The organism is Salmonella sp. SJTUF15581 (genome assembly GCF_043356775.1).
GTDB lineage: Bacteria > Pseudomonadota > Gammaproteobacteria > Enterobacterales > Enterobacteriaceae > Salmonella > Salmonella enterica.
In genome coordinates this window covers 21,314-38,417 of record NZ_JBEUJY010000011.1, presented here as the reverse complement: position 1 = coordinate 38,417, position 17,104 = coordinate 21,314, and the positions used below count along the sequence as shown (strand labels likewise).

Here is a 17,104-nt window from a genome sequence, read left to right as displayed (position 1 = left end):
TTTTTAGATTCACTTAATGAATTAATGCGCAATAAGTTTAAAAAACTACTCACAGTATATCGGTAAACTAAAAAGAGCGGCCAAATAATTTATTGTCCCCGATCGCGTTCGTCGTGGTTTTCGGGATACCGCTCGGCCAAAGGAAAGAGGACTGTGTGTTAATTCCGCCAGAATAGCGTTGGCGGAAAATATCGTCTTACGACCTTGTTATTGTTATGCTAATAATCATTATACCAGGCGACACGCATCCGCTTCCCAGCGATATCCCACCCCGTAGACCGCGCGGATAAATGACTGTTCGGCATCCAGCGATTCCAGCTTGCGGCGCAGGTTTTTAATGTGGCTGTCGATAGTACGATCGGTCACCACACGGTAGTCGTCGTAGAGGTGGTTTAACAACTGCTCGCGGGAAAAAACTTTACCCGGTTCAAGCGATAAGGTTTTTAGCAGGCGGAATTCAGCGGGGGTTAAATCCAGCGCTTTACCACACCAGGAGGCCTGAAAGCGGCTTTCATCAATCATTAACGGGCTTTCGGCATCCTGCTGCTGGAGTTCGCGCTGCGGTTTACAGCGGCGCAAAATGGTTTTCACGCGGGCCACGACTTCGCGCGGGCTGTAAGGCTTACAGATATAATCATCGGCGCCGATTTCCAGCCCAAGCAGCCGGTCGATCTCTTCGATTTTGGCCGTGACCATCACAATGGGGATGTCGGAAAAACGGCGAATCTCCCGGCATAGCGTCAGACCATCGGTACCCGGCAGCATCAGATCCAGCAGGATCAGATCCGGCGGCGTTTGACGCACATACGGCAGTACCTTGTCGCCATGATTGATGAGCGTGGGGGCGTAACTCGCCGCGCGTAAGTAGTCAATAAGCAGCTGTCCCAGCTTGGGTTCATCTTCAACAATCAAAATGCGCGGCGTGTTTTCATCAATGGGTAATTCAGTCATACTTCTCTCTGTAAATCGCGATCCAGCGGTAACTCTACTGTAATGCTAACCCCGCCAAAAGGCGAATGAGCGGCGTGAAGATGACCGTTATGCGCGTGTACAATATTGACGCATATTGCCAGCCCCAGTCCAGAACCGCCGCTGGCGCGGTTACGGGACACTTCCGTGCGGTAAAAACGGTCAAAAAGCTTTTGTAACTGTTCATCGCTGACGCCCGGTGCAGAATCGGCAAAGGTCAGGAATAATGATTTGTCGCGTTGTTCGGCGGAAATATGCAGGCCGCCGCCGCTGTCGGTGTAGCGCAGACTGTTTTCCAGTAGATTATTAAACAGTTGCATCAGGCGATCCGGGTCGCCGAAGACGGTCATGCTATCCGGCAACGCGTAATGTAGCGTTAGCCCCCGGCTGGTAAAGCGCTCTCTGAACGCGCCGCCAGCGACTTCCAACAGGGGAACAAGATCGACGGTCGTTTTTTGGTAAGCCAGCGCGCCCTCGTCAGACAACGACAGCTGATGCAGGTCGTCAACCAGTTTGGTAAGCGTACCGACTTCCGCCTGTAGCGAGGTAACCGATTCTGGCGTGAACTGGCGAACGCCATCCTGAATGGCTTCCAGTTCGCCGCGCAATACCGCCAGCGGCGTGCGCAGTTCGTGGGAAATATCCGCCATAAAGTCGCGGCGCATCTGCTGGTTTTTTTCCAGCGTGCTGGCAAGCTGGTTAAAGTCTTGTGCCAGTTTTCCCAGCTCATCGGCGCTGGTTGGGGTCACGCGCGTGGTAAAATCCCCCGCCGCCAGTCTGTGCGTACCCTCGACCAACCGTTTGACCGGGGCGAGCAGGCCACGCGCTAGCAAAAATGTCGCCAGCGCGGCCAGCAACGTTGATAACGCCACGATCATCCAACTGGCGCGCCGCTGCTGCATATCAAAATTAATATCCGTATTGCGCGTCAGCCGCTCGACAGGAGAGGCGATAATCGCGCCGACTTCGACGTCATTGACCAGAATGGGGCGGCGAGTACCGTCATGCGGCACCGGACCGCGTGGGCCGACCAGCACCCGGCCATTTTGATCGACGACCCAGAATTGGGTGCGCCAACCGTGCGGCGGCATACCGGGGCCGGGTTTATCCCGGTCGTTGTCATGCTCAAATGAACGCAGAATCTGGAAAACGAAGCGATCGTTGTTGCGTAAAAAACGCCAGTTGCCGTGTTGCTGGTACTGGTCGCCCAGCGCATCGCCCAGCATTTGTAGCCGCTGCTCGTTGCCGTGTTTGATATAGTCAATAAATCCGCGTTCAAAACTGACGCGCACGGCCCAATGCATACTGATCAGCAGCACGATGCAGGTGGCGAAGATCGCCAGAAACAGCTTGCCGGTGATTCCGGGCCGCCAGACTTTCATTACAGGCTCCTTTTACGCCGTGAAATGACCATGTTTTGCTGTGTATCGTTCGGCACGCGGGCAAAAATTATCGCCGGTAGCGCGATAATAACCGCCATACATAACCAGGTGTACATAAAGACGTGATGTGTGGCGCTACTGTCTATCCCGATATGCTGTTGGCCAAACATACCCAGCAGCATTCCGGCAATAGTGACGCCGATACTCATCGAGAGCTGCATAATCATCGATAATAAGCTATTGCCGCTGCTGGCCAGCGTATCGGGAAGGTCTTTTAGCGTTAAGGTATTCATGGAAGAAAAGCGCGCCGAGTTCACCATTCCCTGCAAAAGCAGTACCAGCGGCAGGAGATAATACCAGCCGAGCAGCGCGACCGACATAAACAACAGGCTAACCAATGCCAGTCCGAGCGTGGTCGCCACCAGAACCCGACGATAGCCAAAACGGTTAACTATCTGCACCACAATCCGCTTCATTCCCATGCTGCCCAGCACCATGGGGATCATCATCAAACCGGCATGAAACGGTGAAAAACCAAGACCAATTTGTAAAAAGACCGGCGTCATAAACGGCAGCATACCGCTGCCGATACGCCCGGCAAAACTGCCCAGCAACCCCAGTGAAAACGTGGGCGTGCGGAACAATCGCAGGCTGAATAACGCGCCTGAGTTTTTTTTGGCATGGAAGAGATAGAGCAGAATGGCTGCCGCGCCGCCCGCAGCAAGTCCGGCTAATGTCCAGGGCGAAATCCCCATGCTTTTACTACCATCCAGCGCCAGCGTGAGTACCGCCATGCCGATAGCTAACAGCAGGAACCCCGGCAGATCAAAGCGCCGGGTCTCTATGGTGTAGTTTGGCATCAGCATAAAGGTTGCCATAGCGCCGACAATTCCCACCGGGATATTGATCAGAAAGATCCAGTGCCATGAAGCATATTCCACCAGCACCCCGCCCAGCGCGGGGCCGAGTAATGGCCCGATCTGACCCGGCAGGGTGACGAAGGTCATCGCCGCCATATATTGCGCGCGCGGCACGATTTTCATGACCGTCAGGCGTCCGACCGGCACCATCATCGCGCCGCCTACGCCTTGTAAAACCCGCGCTAATACCAGTTGATTAAGCGTGCCGGAAAGGGCGCAAAACAGCGAACCCAGCGTGAACAGCACGATGGCGGCAAAGAAAATATTACGCACGCCGATTTTATCTGCCAGCCAGCCGCTGGCGGGGAGCATCACGGCGACGGTAAGAACATATGACACCACTACCATGTGCATATGCAGCGGGCTTTCCCCCAGGCTTTTCGCCATGGAGGGCAGCGCAGTGTTGACGATGGTGGTATCCAGCGACTGCATAAAAAAGCCGAATGCCACAATCCAGAGTTGCCAGCGGGTGTTGTCAGGAAGTTCTGTCATATCTCTACTATCGGTTTGCTATTTTTACGCGAAAAACGCAGCCGCAGACGATCGAAAAAGAGGTACACCACCGGCGTGGTATAGAGCGTCAGGAGCTGGCTCATGACCAAACCGCCGACAATGGTTATCCCCAACGGCTGCCGTAATTCCGAACCGTCTCCGCCAGATAACACCAATGGCAGTGCGCCGAACAGCGCCGCCAGCGTGGTCATCATTATTGGACGGAAGCGTAACAAGCAGGCCTGGAAAATGGCTTGTTCCGGCGTCAGGCCGCCGCTTCGTTGCGCTTCAAGCGCAAAATCGACCATCATAATGGCGTTTTTCTTCACAATGCCAATTAATAGCATGATCCCTATCAGGGCGATTAGGCTGAAAGGGGCATTGAAGAGTTCCAGCGCCAGAAGCGCCCCAACGCCCGCCGATGGCAGAGTAGAGAGAATGGTCAGCGGATGGACGTAACTTTCGTACAGTATCCCCAGCACAATGTAGACGGTAGCGATCGCCGCCACTATCAAAATAAGCTGCGAATTCATGGTCTGCTGGAACACTTGCGCCGTTCCGGAAAAACTGCCGCGTACCGTCGGGGGGACGCCAAGCTGCGTCATGGTGCGATTAATGGCCTCCGTCGCCTGCGATAACGATGTGCCGGTCGGCAGGTTAAAGGCAATCGTGGACGCCGCGGAAAGTCCCTGATGGTTCACCGACAGCGGCGCATTGGCGGGCCGCCATTGGGCGAAATAAGAGAGGGGGATCGCTTTTCCGTCACGGTTGATAACGAACATTTTCTCCAGCGCGCTGATATCCTGGCTATAGCGCGGATCGACTTCCATCACCACTTTATACTGGTTCATCGGCTGATAAATGGTGGAAATTTGCCGCTGGCCGAAAGCATTATTTAACAGACTGTTTGCGGCCTGAACATCAATACCCAGCCGTGACATGGTGTCGCGGTCGTAGATAAGGTTCATCTCCGCGCCGTTATCCTGCTGATCGGAGTTTACGTCCGCCAGTTGCGGCAGGGCCGAGAGCGCTTTGCGTATTTTCGGCTCCCACTCGCGCAGCGCCGCCAGAGAGTCAGACAGCAACGTATATTGGTAACTGGCGTTAGCCTGCCGCCCGCCGACGCGAATATCCTGTACCGCCATCAGAAACAGCCTGGCGCCGGGTTCTTTTGCCAGTTTGACCCGCAGTCGATCAATGATTTGCTGCGCCGTCTCTTTGCGCTCGCCGCGCGGCTTCAGCGTAATAAACATCATGCCGCTATTCACCCGCGAGCCGCCGGTAAAACCAGTGACATTATTCACCGCCGGATCGTCGCGAATAATTTTCATAAAATCCTGCAGCTTGCCGCGCATGGCCTGGAAAGAGATGCTCTGGTCAGCCTGAATACCGCCCATCAACACGCCGGTGTCCTGCTCCGGAAAGAATGTTTTAGGGATGGCGATATAAAGCCAGATGTTCAGCGCAATGGTGCCAAGAAAAACCACACCGACAAGACGCGTATGGTTAAGCACCCATTTTAACGACGTGCCGTAACCCTGTTGCAAGGCGACCAGCAAACGGCCAACGCCCCGTTTACGCGGTTGGGTGCGCGGTTTGCTTGATTTAAGCATCCAGCCGCACATCATCGGCGTCAGCGTGAGCGAGACCACCAGCGAAATGCCAATCGCCACCGAGAGGGTAACGGCGAATTCCCGTAATAATCGCCCTGGCAGACCGCCCATTAACAGCAGCGGCAGAAATACCGCCACCAGCGACAGACTCATGGAGATGACCGTAAACCCGACTTCCCGCGTACCCTGTAATGCCGCCTGCAAAGGTTTCATTCCCGCCTCCAGATGGCGGGCGATATTTTCCAGCACCACAATGGCATCATCAACGACAAATCCGGTCGCGATAGTCAGCGCCATCAGCGACAGATTGTTGAGGCTGAAGCCGCACAGATACATGGCGGCGAAGGTGCCGATGAGCGAAACGGGAACGGCGACGGCGGGGATTAGCGTGGCGCGCCCGGAACGCAGGAATAAAAACACCACCAGGATCACCAGCGCGACAGAGATAGCCAGCGTCTCTTCTACCTCTTGCAGCGACGCGCGAATCGTCGGCGAACGATCCTGGGCGATTTGTAAATCGATAGCGGCGGGGATCATTGCCCGTAGTTCCGGCAGTTTTGCCCGGATGCCGTCGACCGTCTGAATAATATTGGCCTCCGGCAGCTTGCGGATCATCAATAAAATAGCGGGTTTAGCGTTCGTCATCCCGGCGTTACGGACATCCTGCACCGAGTCGGTGACGCTGGCGACGTCGCCCAGGCGTACCGCCGCGCCGTTGTTATAGTGAATAATCAGCGGCTGGTATTCGGCGGCGGTTTTCAGTTCGTCGTTGGTCTGGATTTGCCAGCGGTGGACGCTATCTTCAATTGCGCCTTGCGGTCGGCGTACGTTGGCGCTGTCGATCGCTTCGCGGACCTCATCCAGCGAGACGCCCTGGTTAAAGAGCGCCTGCGGGTTTAAGCCTACACGTACTGCGGGCAGGGAGCTGCCGCCGACGTCAACATCGCCGACGCCGTCAATTTGCGCGATGGTTTGCGCCAGTTGGGTAGAGGCGAAATCATACAGTTTGCCCTGTGACCAGCTCTCCGAGGTGAGCGTTAAAATCATAATCGGCGCGTCGGACGGGTTGGCCTTGCGATAAGTCGGGCGGCTGGGCATTCCACCTGGCAACAAGCTTTGCGCGGCGTTAATGGCGGCCTGCACGTCGCGCGCCGCGCCGTTAATATCACGATCGAAATTAAATTCGAGAATAATGCGCGTACTACCGAGCGAGCTGCTGGAGGTCATTTCATTGACGCCTGCAATGCGTCCCAAAGAACGTTCCAACGGCGTCGCCACCGACGAAGCCATGGTTTCCGGCGAGGCGCCCGGCAGCGAGGCGCTAACCATAATCACCGGGAAATCGACCTGCGGCAGCGGGGCGACCGGCAGCAGACGAAAGCCCAGAATGCCGCACAGCGTAATGGCGGCGGCAATCAAAATGGTGGCGACCGGGCGGTAGATGAAAAGGGCGAAAAAGCGCATCTACGCCTCCTCTTTATGGCGCGGAAAGCGACTTTTCACGTACAGCGACAGGCGGTCAAACAGGAGATAAATCACCGGTGTGGTAAACAGAGTTAATACCTGGCTGACCAGTAGGCCGCCCACCATCGCGATCCCCAACGGGCGACGTAATTCCGCGCCAACGCCGGTACTCAACATTAATGGCAATGCCCCGAGCAACGCCGCCAGCGTGGTCATCAGAATCGGTCGAAAACGCAGCAGACAGGCCTGGAAGATAGCGTCGCGCGGACTCATCCCCTGTTCGCGTTCAGCGGCGAGGGCGAAGTCAATCATCATGATGGCGTTTTTCTTCACGATGCCGATCAGCAAAATAATGCCGATAATGGCGATAATATCGAGCTCGCTACCAGCGATGATCAGCGCCAGCAGCGCGCCGACGCCCGCCGTAGGCAGCGTTGAGAGAATCGTGATCGGATGGATAAAACTCTCATACAGCACGCCGAGCACGATATACATCGCCACCACGGCGGCGACAATAAGCCAGACGGTGCTGCCCAGCGCCGCCTGGAAGGCGAGCGTACTGCCCTGAAACTGCGTTGTAATATCCGCTGGCAGGGCGAGCGTTTTTTCCGTATCGAGAATCGCCTGCACCGCATCGCCGAGCGAATAGCCCTCCGGCACGTTAAACGAAAATGTCGTAACCGGGAACTGATCTAAATGATTGATGGAGAGCGGAGCGAAGCGCTGCTCAATGCGGGCAATCGCGCTGAGCGGTACGGTGCCGCCGTCGCGGCTCGTCAGGCGAATCGTCTCCAGCGCCGCCAGGCCCGGCGTGCTGGCGGTATTATGTTCCAGCACGACGCGGTACTGGTTCGCCTGGGTATAAATCGTTGAAATCAGGCGTTGTCCGAACGCGTTGTAGAGCGCGTTATCCACATCCGCCATGCTGATACCCAGACGGCTGGCGCTGTCGCGGTCGACATTCACCCAGGCCGCTAATCCTCGATCTTGCCAGTCGCTGCTTACCTCAGAGAGCTGTGGTAACGACTGTAGCGCGTTCTGCAGTTTTGGCACCCAGTGGCTGAGCGCATCGAGCGTCGTGGCCTGCAGGGTAAACTGATACTGCGTGCGGCTGACCTGCGTGTCGATGGTTAAATCCTGCGTCGGCTGGAGATACAGCGCCACGCCGGGAATCGTCGCCACGGCGGTTTGCAGCCGGGAGATCACCTGCTGCACGCGGTCATCACGCGCATCCAGCGGCTTGAGGTTAATTTGCAGGCGCGCGCTATTCAGCGTGGGGTTAGCGCCGTCTACGCCAACAAAAGTCGTCAGGCTTTGCACCGCCGGGTCCTGTAATATCCGCTCCGCCACCTGGCGCTGACGTTGCGCCATACTGGCATACGATGACGATTGCGGCGCCTGCAGCGTCCCCTGGATAATGCCGTTATCCTGTACCGGAAAGAACCCTTTCGGGATGACTATCCACAGCATAACGCTGAGCAGGAGCGTGGCGAATGCCACGCTCAATGTAAGCCACGGATGGTTGAGCACTTTCGCTAATCCGCGTCCGTAGCTGGCGATCACGCGGTCAAACATCCGCTCGCAGGCGCGGGAAAAGCGGTTTTGTTTACGCAGAGATTGCTGGCTGAGCATACGCGCGCACATCATGGGCGTGAGCGTCAAAGAGACGACGGCGGAGATTAAAATCGCTACCGCCAACGTCACCGCAAATTCGCGGAACAGTCGACCAACAATATCGCCCATAAAGAGCAACGGGATCAGCACTGCAATCAGTGAAAAGGTGAGGGAAATAATGGTAAAGCCGATTTCGCCCGCGCCTTTGAGCGCCGCCGCCAGCGGTTTTTCTCCTTTTTCGATGTAGCGCGAGATGTTCTCGATCACCACAATCGCATCGTCCACCACGAAACCCGTGGCGATAGTGAGCGCCATCAGCGTCAGGTTATTAATGGAAAAATCCAAAAATACCATCACCGCAAAGGTGCCGATAAGCGACAGCGGTACGGCGACGCCGGGAATAATTGTGGCGGGAATGTTACGTAAAAACAGATAGATAATCATGACGACCAGCGCGATCGCCAGCATCAGTTCAAACTGGGTATCGCGCACGGAAGCGCGAATATTGGTGGTGCGATCGGACAGGACCGTGACCTTCACCGATTTCGGCAGGCTTTCGGTAAGCTGGGGCAGCATCTGGCGAATGCTGTCTGCCGTCGCAATGATATTGGCGCCGGGCTGGCGTTGAACGTTCATCACGATAGCCGGCGCTTGATTCGCCCATGCGCCGAGCCAGCTATTTTCCGCCCCCTGTTCGACGGTGGCGACATCGCCCAACCGTACCGGCGCGCCGTTTTGATACGCGATGATAAGCCTGCGGTATTCGTCGGCAGACTGCATCTGATCGTTAGCAGAAAGCGTCACCGCTCGTTCGGGGCCATCCAGACTGCCTTTCGCCGAGTTGACGTTGGCGCCGGTAATTGCGGTACGGATAGTTTCGCTGGTCAGACCGAGCGCGGCGATAGCCTGAGCATTCAGTTTTACACGCACCGCAGGGCGCTGCCCGCCGGCAAGCGTCACCAGTCCGACGCCGGAGACCTGCGAGATCTTCTGCGCCACGCGGGTTTCTACCATGTCCTCTACCTGGGTCATCGGCATCGCGTTTGAGGTGACGGCAAGCGTCATAATCGGCGGGTCCGCCGGATTGACTTTGCTATAAATCGGCGGATTCGGCAGGTCGGAAGGCAATAAATTGGTGGCTGCGTTAATCGCCGCCTGTACTTCCTGCTCGGCAACGTCCAGCGGCAGCGTCAACTGAAACTGTAGCGTTACCACCGATGCGCCGCCGGAGCTTTGCGACGACATCTGCTTCAGTCCTGACATCTGGCCGAACTGGCGCTCAAGCGGCGCGGTGACGGCGGAGGTCATGACATCCGGGCTGGCGCCAGGGTAGAGCGTAACAACCTGAATAGTGGGGTAGTCGACCTCCGGCAAAGCGGCGACGGGCAGGAAGCGATAGCCGATAATCCCGGCGAGTAAAATCGCCGCCATCAGCAGAGTGGTGGCCACGGGGCGCAGAATAAACAGACGCGAAGGGCCGCCCGTGCTGCCCGGAGGTAATACCTGCATCAGGCGCGCGCTCCTTTTTGACCTTCATGGCGGGAAGGGGATTTTTCATCCGCCACGGTGGTTTGCGGCTCAACGACCTCGACTTTTGCGCCTTCCGTCAGCCGATCAATACCATCGGTAACGACGCGATCGCCTGCCGACAAGCCAGCGCTGATCACCACGTTTTGGTTATCCTGAATACCGATTTTTACCCGCTTCTTGCTGACGTTATTTTCGTCGTTCAGCACCCACACAAAGTGGCCCTCATTGCCCATTTGCACCGCCGCGGCAGGCACCACAACGGCATTTTGTTCGGTATCGACCAGCATCCGGGCGTTCACAAATTGATTGGGGAACAGCGTATCGTCCTGATTGGTAAAGCGCGCTTTAATTTTGATCGTTCCCGTCGTGGGATCAATCTGGTTGTCCAGACTGAGCAACACACCTTCGCTCAATTTGTGCGAGTTAGTCCGATCCCAGGCTTCTACGACCAGCGCTTTCCCCGCTTTCTGTGCCTGAACTACGGTCGCGATATCGCTTTCCGGCAGAGTAAAAATGAGATCAATCGGGTGCGTTTGCGTAATGACGACAATACCGGCGGTATCGCTGCTGGAAATCTGGTTGCCGACATCCACCTGTTTCAGACCCACGCGTCCCGAGACCGGGGCCGTGATACGACTCCAGTCGAGCTGTAACTGCGCGCTGGCGACATTGGCTTCATCCGCTTTAATGGTTCCCTGGGTTTCGTTGACCAGCGCCTGTTGCGCATCCAGTTCCTGACGGGAAACCAGATTGGTTTTTGCCAGTTGCTGATAGCGCGCCAAATCACGACGCGCATTCGCCAGCGTAGCGTTATCTTTCGCCAACTGTCCCTGAGCCTGTGCCAGGGCGACCTTAAACTGGCTGGGATCGATTTGCGCCAGCAGATCGCCTGCGTTGACCTGCTGACCTTCCTGAAAGTGCAGGGCGATGAGTTGACCGTCCACGCGGCTACGCACCGTAACGGTATTCGCTGCGGTCACGGTACCCAGCCCGCTCAGATAGCGCGGTACGGCTTGCGTGGTCGCGGTCGCGGCCTGTACCGGCGCCAGAGGGCCGTCGCGCATACCGCGGCGACCTGCGGCGGCGGTATGCGGCGCTTGCGCGGCGACGCCCGGCGCGGCGGTCGGGCTTTCGCTACGGCTATGCCAGAACCATAATGCGACGGCGGCTACTACAACCCCAATCGCTATTGCCCAGCGGAAAGTATTACTGCCTTTCATCGGTATAAGTTTCTCATCCTGAAACGTTTTGCGGAATGTTGCTCCCTCTATTGTAGTCAGCAGGGAAGGGAGAAAAATGGAGGAATTATGGAACACGGTCGGGATTATTCTGAATGGCGACCCGCTTTGCGAGGCGCTACGCAACTCTCATCGGTGAAAATCGTTAACGCGCCGGAGTGCGGTAAAGTGGCGGCACGGCAATGAAGGTAAGCCACCGATTTCAGCAGGACGCTGAAACGGGAAAGCCCCTCCCGAGGAAGGGGCCAAAATAAGGAAAGGGTTATGATGAAGGTAGTCATCATACTGGTGATACTCTTAGTGATTAGCTTCCAGGCTTACTAAGACACCAGGGGGAGGAGGAATCCTCCCTTACCCTCACTCCTGACGTTAAGCCACATCAAGAATAATGTCAATCCATCAGCGCTGGGCTTGCGAGGCGCTTAGCGGAAAACGACCTCTGCCCAGCGAGCCAGTCCTGCGGTGACGGAGCCGAAATCATCGCCGCCAGCGACGGGTATGCCCGGTAGCTGTTCGGAAAGCGCTTTTTTAATCAATGGCGAACGGGCGCTGCCGCCGGTCAGATAGATGACATCCGGTTTTTCCTGCGCGCTGTCCAGCGCCAGTTGCACCTGTTCCAGAATACGCGCCAGCGGTTGATCCAGCGCCGCTTCCAGTCCTTGCTGGCTGATAGCGACCGCCAGGTCGTCGCTGATAAATGGCAGCCTCGCCGTAACATCCGCCTGGCCGGAAAGGGCGATTTTGCTCTCTTCCGCGCAGCGTACCAGGCGGTAACTAAGCCGTTGACGCCAGACCTTGAGCAGCAACGCGACCTTGTCTGCTTCACGCGCGTTGCGAACCAAATCGTTCAACAGACGACCATTCGCGCTACTGTAAAAATCGCTTTGCGCCGGGACGTCGTTAATCGCCACGGCATTCCACCACGGCAGCACCGGCAGGGCGATGCCTTTTTCGGTTTCGCCGCCCATGCCCAGCAAAGGCATCAGATTTTTAAAGGCCAGCGCGATATCCAGATCGTTTCCGCCCACGCGGCAACCGCTGTGTCCCAACAGGCTGTTTTCACGATCGGCGCGCTGACGCCACTGCGGCCCCATCAGCAGCATGGAACAGTCGGTGGTGCCGCCGCCAATATCCACGACCAGCACACGCTTCTCTTCCCGCAGCGTAGCCTCGTAGTCCAGGCCCGCCGCGACCGGTTCATACTGGAATACCACCTCCTGAAAACCGGCGCGTTTTGCCGCCCGCTCCAGAATACCCTGCGCCTGGCGGTTCGCGTCATCGCCGCCGAGTCCCTGAAAGTTGATCGGGCGACCGATCACTGCCTGGGTAATGGCCTCCGGCAATTGGCTGTGCGCCGTATGACGAATATGTACCATCATGGCGCAGACCAAATCTTCAAACAGCGCGACCTGCTGCGGTTTCAGGCCGCTGGCGCCTAAAAAGGATTTCGGCGATTTGACAAACCAGACCTCCTGGGGATCGTCAATATAGTGCGCCAGCGACGCCAGACCAAACTGTACGCTTTGCGCGCCAACCTCAATATCTTCCTCGCGGTTGTAGCGTATCGCGCGGCGCAGCAGCGCCTGGGTTTCTTCGTCCGTTGCCGGCACATCATGATGGCGATACAGCCACTCGCTCACCGCTTCGCGCGTCGGTGCGCACAGCATAGACGGCAGTAATGCGCTGTTATTCTCCATTGTCAGCAACTGTGGATGCCCGTCGCGCATAATGGCGACCGAGCAATTTGCCGTACCGTAATCAAATCCTATAAACACCTTAAAATCCCCATGCCAGTGAAGAAGGGGCGTGACTTTAGCGAAATGTCGTCGCGGCGACAACTGGAATATGAAAGCAAGGCGTTACGTGCGATTAGCGTTTATGCTGAAAGGTCAAATAAAGGAGAAAAGTATGTTTACCCTGAGCTGGCAGCCACCTTACGACTGGTCGTGGATGTTGGGCTTTCTTGCCTCGCGTGCGGTGGACGGCGTGGAAACGGTAGGCGAGGGCTTTTATGCGCGCAGCCTGGTGGTGGGCGAGCATCGCGGACTGGTCAGCGTGAGGCCCCATCTGCCCACCCACACTGTGCAGGTTAGCGTGAGCGCCGGATTACTTCCCGTCGCGCCGGCGTGTCTGGCGAAGGTTTCGCGTCTGTTTGATCTTGACTGCCAGCCCGCGCAGGTTGCCGCCGTGCTGGGGCCACTGGGCGAGGACAGACCGGGGCTGCGTTTACCGGGATCGGTTGATACGTTTGAACAAGGCGTGCGGGCGATACTGGGGCAACTGGTGAGTGTCGCGATGGCGGCAAGGTTGACGGCGAAAGTGGCGCGCCGCTATGGCGAGGCGTTGCCGGATGCGCCCGATTATGTCTGTTTTCCCGGTCCGGAAACGCTGGCGTTGGCCGATCCGCTGGCGCTTAAAGCTCTGGGGATGCCGCTGCGGCGCGCCGAAGCGCTGATTCATCTGGCGCAGGCGACGCTGGCGGGAAAACTGGCGCTCGCCGCGCCGCCGGATATTGAGCAGAGCGTTAAAAATTTACAAACGTTTCCGGGAATTGGCCGCTGGACGGCGAACTATTTCGCCCTGCGCGGTTGGCAGGCAAAAGATATCTTTTTGCCCGATGATTACTTAATTAAGCAGCGCTTCGCCGGGATGACGCCCGCGCAGATCCGTCGCTACGCGGAGCGCTGGAAACCGTGGCGTTCCTACGCGCTACTGCATATCTGGTATACCCACGGCTGGCAACCGTCAATGGATAGCGAAATAGCTGGTATTCAGTAACAAATCCAGCGGTTGCGCTTCGGCGATAGTGTCGCCATAAATCAGATCCACGCCAATACGGGAGAGCGTATCCAGCACCTGTGGGTTTTGTACCGGCCCGGCGAGCGTTTTGATGTCCAGATGCTGGGCGTGTCCCTGGATGATCGAGGTCAGCATTTCATCCATTAAATTCTCATGAACGTTGGCGATAAGGTCGCTATCCAGCAGTAAATAATCGGCGATATGCGGGGTCAGTAAATTAAACAGCTGTAAATCGCGCCCGACATGGCTGAGAATCACCTGGCAGCCGCGTTGCCGCAGTTTTCGCAGAGTCGCAGCGGCGGTCTGCGCCTGCTTAACGATAACGTCAGCCGGGATAATCAGGTGTAATAACCGTGGCGGCAGTGGGCTATGCTCCAGTTGTTCCAGCAGCTCATCAATAAGGGTCGCGCTGTATAATCCCGCGGCGGACAGCGGCAGCGCAACGCTTAATCCCTTGCTGGCGACGGCGGTCGCCGCATGGCGGAAAAACTCATGGAATACCCGTCGGTCAAGCGCGTGATGCAGCGCGGAGTCGGCTAACCCTGCCCGGAACGCGCGCTCTTCCATCACTTCCCCTTCGCTGGTCCACAGCCTGAGTGAGACCAGCCAAAAGCTGGTGGCCTCCGGCGTACGCGGCGGCGCGACGTTTCTGGCAAGCATCAGCAGGTGGTTATTTTTAATCATATGCCACTGTTCTTCCAGCGGCATCATTCCCTTTGAGGAGGTTAATGCGTGCTGTGGTTCGTACACGGTCAGACGGCCTCGACCGCTATTTTTCGCGGCGTAGCAGGCAATATCGGCCTGAGACACGACCTCTGTGAGCTGGCAGTTATGTTCATTTATCATTGTGATCCCGGCGCTGGCGCCGATCCGATGCAGGCGTCCTTCCCACATAAAGTGATACTCATTAACGGCGTTGATAAGCCGCGTCACGATAAAGCGCGCGCTGTCACTATTACAATCCGGCAGCAACAGGCCAAACTCATCGCCACCCAGACGGGCCAGGAGATCGCCGGAGCGAAGCATACTGAGCATCAGTGACGCGAGCTCGCGCAATAAGGCATCGCCGGCGGCATGTCCCGCGCTGTCGTTAACCGCTTTAAAACGGTCCAGATCGATAAACACCAGCGCATGATGTTGAGGCGATTCCTGTATTGTTTGCAGGCGCTGTTGAAGCTGTTTTTCAAAACTGGCGCGGTTGGCAAGATGGGTGAGGGCGTCATGCGTTGCGCTGTAGCTGAGCTGGCGTAACATTTTTCGTGATTCGGTAACGTCCTGGATAACCAGAACCGAACCAATCTTATCGCCGTCAAGCGTACTGAGCGGCGTGATACTGTAATGAATATCGTAGCTGCCGCCGTTATGACAATGGAGCACTATCTCCTGTTCCATGTCCGATCGCGACCTGTCGGCGCGATAAATATCCTCCAGCAGCGGCCCCTTATTACCTGACGTAATGCGCAGAACCGTTAATAATGGCGCGCCTAAAGCATCCTCTTGCCGCCAGCCGCTCATCTTCTCGGCGATCGGGTTCATAAAGGTGATATTCATCGCGACATCAATACACACCACCGCTTCTCCGATAGAGTCAAGCGTGATGTGCAACCGTTCTTTTTCCTGAAACAGCGCCTCGTTCGCCTGTGTAATTCGCTCCATCAACCGCTGGTTTTCCTGCTCGCTTTGCTTGAGATCGTTAATATCTTCAATCTGAGCAATAAAATAGAGAGGTTGATTGTCTTTATGACGAACCAGCGAGACGGCCAGTAGCGCCCAGACGACATCGCCGTTGCGGGTGTAGTAGCGTTTTTCCATGGAATAGCTATTGATGTCGCCGCGCACCAGCATGTTTAGCTGTTCAAGGTCGTTATTCAGGTCTTCCGGCCAGGTCAATTGCTGAAATGTCATCGTGCGTAATTCATCCTGGCTATAGCCAAGAAAATGGCTCAGAGATTTATTGACCTGTAGCCACTGACCCTCCGTACCGACCAGCGCCATACCAATGGCGGAATACTCCATCGCGTTGCGAAAGCGGGATTCGCTCTCGGTGATATGTTTGCGTTCCGTGCGAAACGCGTACATCACCATCGTCATCATATTGGCAGGCAGCAGGATCATTAAAAAAGGTAGCCACGGCATATTGACCATCACGTCGGTTTTCGGCGTGGCGAGCAGCGTGGGGTCATTGGCCAGCATGAGCGAGACCACGATAACGGTAGCTAAAAAAATTAAAAACGCCTCCATTCGCGGCAGGCGCACCGCACTCCACATCAACAGGACGATAACGCACGTAAACGGCCACGGAATATAGCGCATAGCGAGCCAGCTTAGCGCCAGCGTAATGACCAGCGTCAATAGCGTTTCCAGCAACAGATGCGGGTCGCGATGACGCAACAGATAGTGTGGTTTAAACAGTAAACCTAACGGTACCAGCGTCAGCGCGCCGATGGCTTCCGATAATACCCAAATCAGAAACGCTTTCGAGGCGACCGCTTCCGGCGCTATCAGCCAAAATAACAGGCCGCCGAGTAGCGGCGGAATCACGGCGCTGCCGATAGCCAGACGAAACCAGTCATTCAAATTTTGTAAGGGGTTGTAGCTGGGGAGCAGTTTTCGCAGCAGTATCGCGCCAGTGGCCGCCTCGATAATATTTATTGCCGTCCAGCTAAAGTTAAGCGAGGCGGCAGGAAATAAAGTCAGGGAGGCGCCGATGCTGCCGAGCGAGCAGGCGACCGCGATCCCTGGCCACAGACGGCCCGCGTGGCGGTAAAACGCGACCATCATAATGGAGGTGGGGAACCACAGCGGCGCGAGTTGGGTGCCGACACGCGATAATACGAGCGAAAAGAGCGTAAAGACAAACGCGACCAGGCCTAAACTGACCAGACGCAATAGCGGGTGGGGGACGGTAACGAAAACATGTTGGGATGGTTTACTCATTACCACTCTATCCGAATCGCCGGTAACGTCGCGGAATACCGGACGCGTCAGTTTACTCTGTGATTATGCTAGTATAAACGCGTAATGATTTATACGCTGGCTGAATATAAATTGTGGCTCCCGGCGTATTCCTCCTCCAGACGGGT

10 protein-coding genes are annotated in these 17,104 nt (G+C 56.4%); 2 read left to right on the top strand and 8 right to left on the bottom strand.

Annotated elements, in window-relative coordinates; genetic code table 11:
• Positions 1-228: 228 nt before the first annotated feature.
• Genes baeR through mdtA form a run of 6 tightly spaced genes read right to left on the bottom strand, consistent with a single transcriptional unit; the run spans position 229 to position 11,204 of the window.
• Complete coding sequence (gene baeR / locus ABVN36_RS17725) at positions 229-951, bottom strand: two-component system response regulator BaeR (protein ID WP_000137854.1); 723 nt, start codon at positions 949-951, stop codon at positions 229-231.
• Positions 948-2,351 (bottom strand): two-component system sensor histidine kinase BaeS, encoded by a 1,404-nt coding sequence (gene baeS, locus ABVN36_RS17720; RefSeq protein ID WP_000870070.1) that lies wholly within the window; start codon positions 2,349-2,351, stop codon positions 948-950. The genes baeR and baeS overlap by 4 nt, the downstream gene beginning before the upstream one ends.
• Complete coding sequence (locus tag ABVN36_RS17715) at positions 2,351-3,763, bottom strand: MFS transporter (protein ID WP_000137818.1); 1,413 nt, start codon at positions 3,761-3,763, stop codon at positions 2,351-2,353. The genes baeS and ABVN36_RS17715 overlap by 1 nt, the downstream gene beginning before the upstream one ends.
• Positions 3,760-6,840 (bottom strand): multidrug efflux RND transporter permease subunit MdtC, encoded by a 3,081-nt coding sequence (gene mdtC / locus ABVN36_RS17710; protein ID WP_023138385.1) that lies wholly within the window; start codon positions 6,838-6,840, stop codon positions 3,760-3,762. Before mdtC ends, ABVN36_RS17715 begins: the two co-directional genes overlap by 4 nt.
• The gene (gene mdtB, locus ABVN36_RS17705) at positions 6,841-9,963 is read right to left on the bottom strand and encodes a multidrug efflux RND transporter permease subunit MdtB (RefSeq protein WP_023138386.1); all 3,123 of its coding nucleotides are present in this window, start codon (positions 9,961-9,963) and stop codon (positions 6,841-6,843) included. It lies immediately after the preceding gene.
• Positions 9,963-11,204, bottom strand: coding sequence for a multidrug efflux RND transporter subunit MdtA (gene mdtA / locus ABVN36_RS17700; RefSeq protein ID WP_023138387.1), 1,242 nt, complete (start codon positions 11,202-11,204; stop codon positions 9,963-9,965). Before mdtA ends, mdtB begins: the two co-directional genes overlap by 1 nt.
• Before the next feature lie 282 nt (positions 11,205-11,486).
• Between mdtA and ibsA the strand changes: the two genes are divergently transcribed.
• Positions 11,487-11,546, top strand: coding sequence for a type I toxin-antitoxin system Ibs family toxin (ibsA, locus tag ABVN36_RS17695; protein ID WP_001805500.1), 60 nt, complete (start codon positions 11,487-11,489; stop codon positions 11,544-11,546).
• A 98-nt stretch (positions 11,547-11,644) separates the two neighbouring features.
• Here ibsA and yegD read toward each other — a convergent pair whose 3' ends face one another.
• Positions 11,645-12,997 (bottom strand): molecular chaperone, encoded by a 1,353-nt coding sequence (yegD, locus tag ABVN36_RS17690; RefSeq protein WP_000469628.1) that lies wholly within the window; start codon positions 12,995-12,997, stop codon positions 11,645-11,647.
• A 133-nt stretch (positions 12,998-13,130) separates the two neighbouring features.
• Here yegD and alkA point away from each other — a divergent pair, with 133 nt between their 5' ends.
• Complete coding sequence (gene alkA / locus ABVN36_RS17685) at positions 13,131-14,000, top strand: DNA-3-methyladenine glycosylase 2 (protein WP_023138388.1); 870 nt, start codon at positions 13,131-13,133, stop codon at positions 13,998-14,000.
• On the opposite strand, the gene ABVN36_RS17680 is transcribed toward alkA, so the two are convergent.
• The gene (locus tag ABVN36_RS17680; protein WP_023138389.1) at positions 13,968-16,958 is read right to left on the bottom strand and encodes an MASE1 domain-containing protein; all 2,991 of its coding nucleotides are present in this window, start codon (positions 16,956-16,958) and stop codon (positions 13,968-13,970) included. The genes alkA and ABVN36_RS17680 overlap by 33 nt on opposite strands.
• Positions 16,959-17,104: the final 146 nt, after the last annotated feature.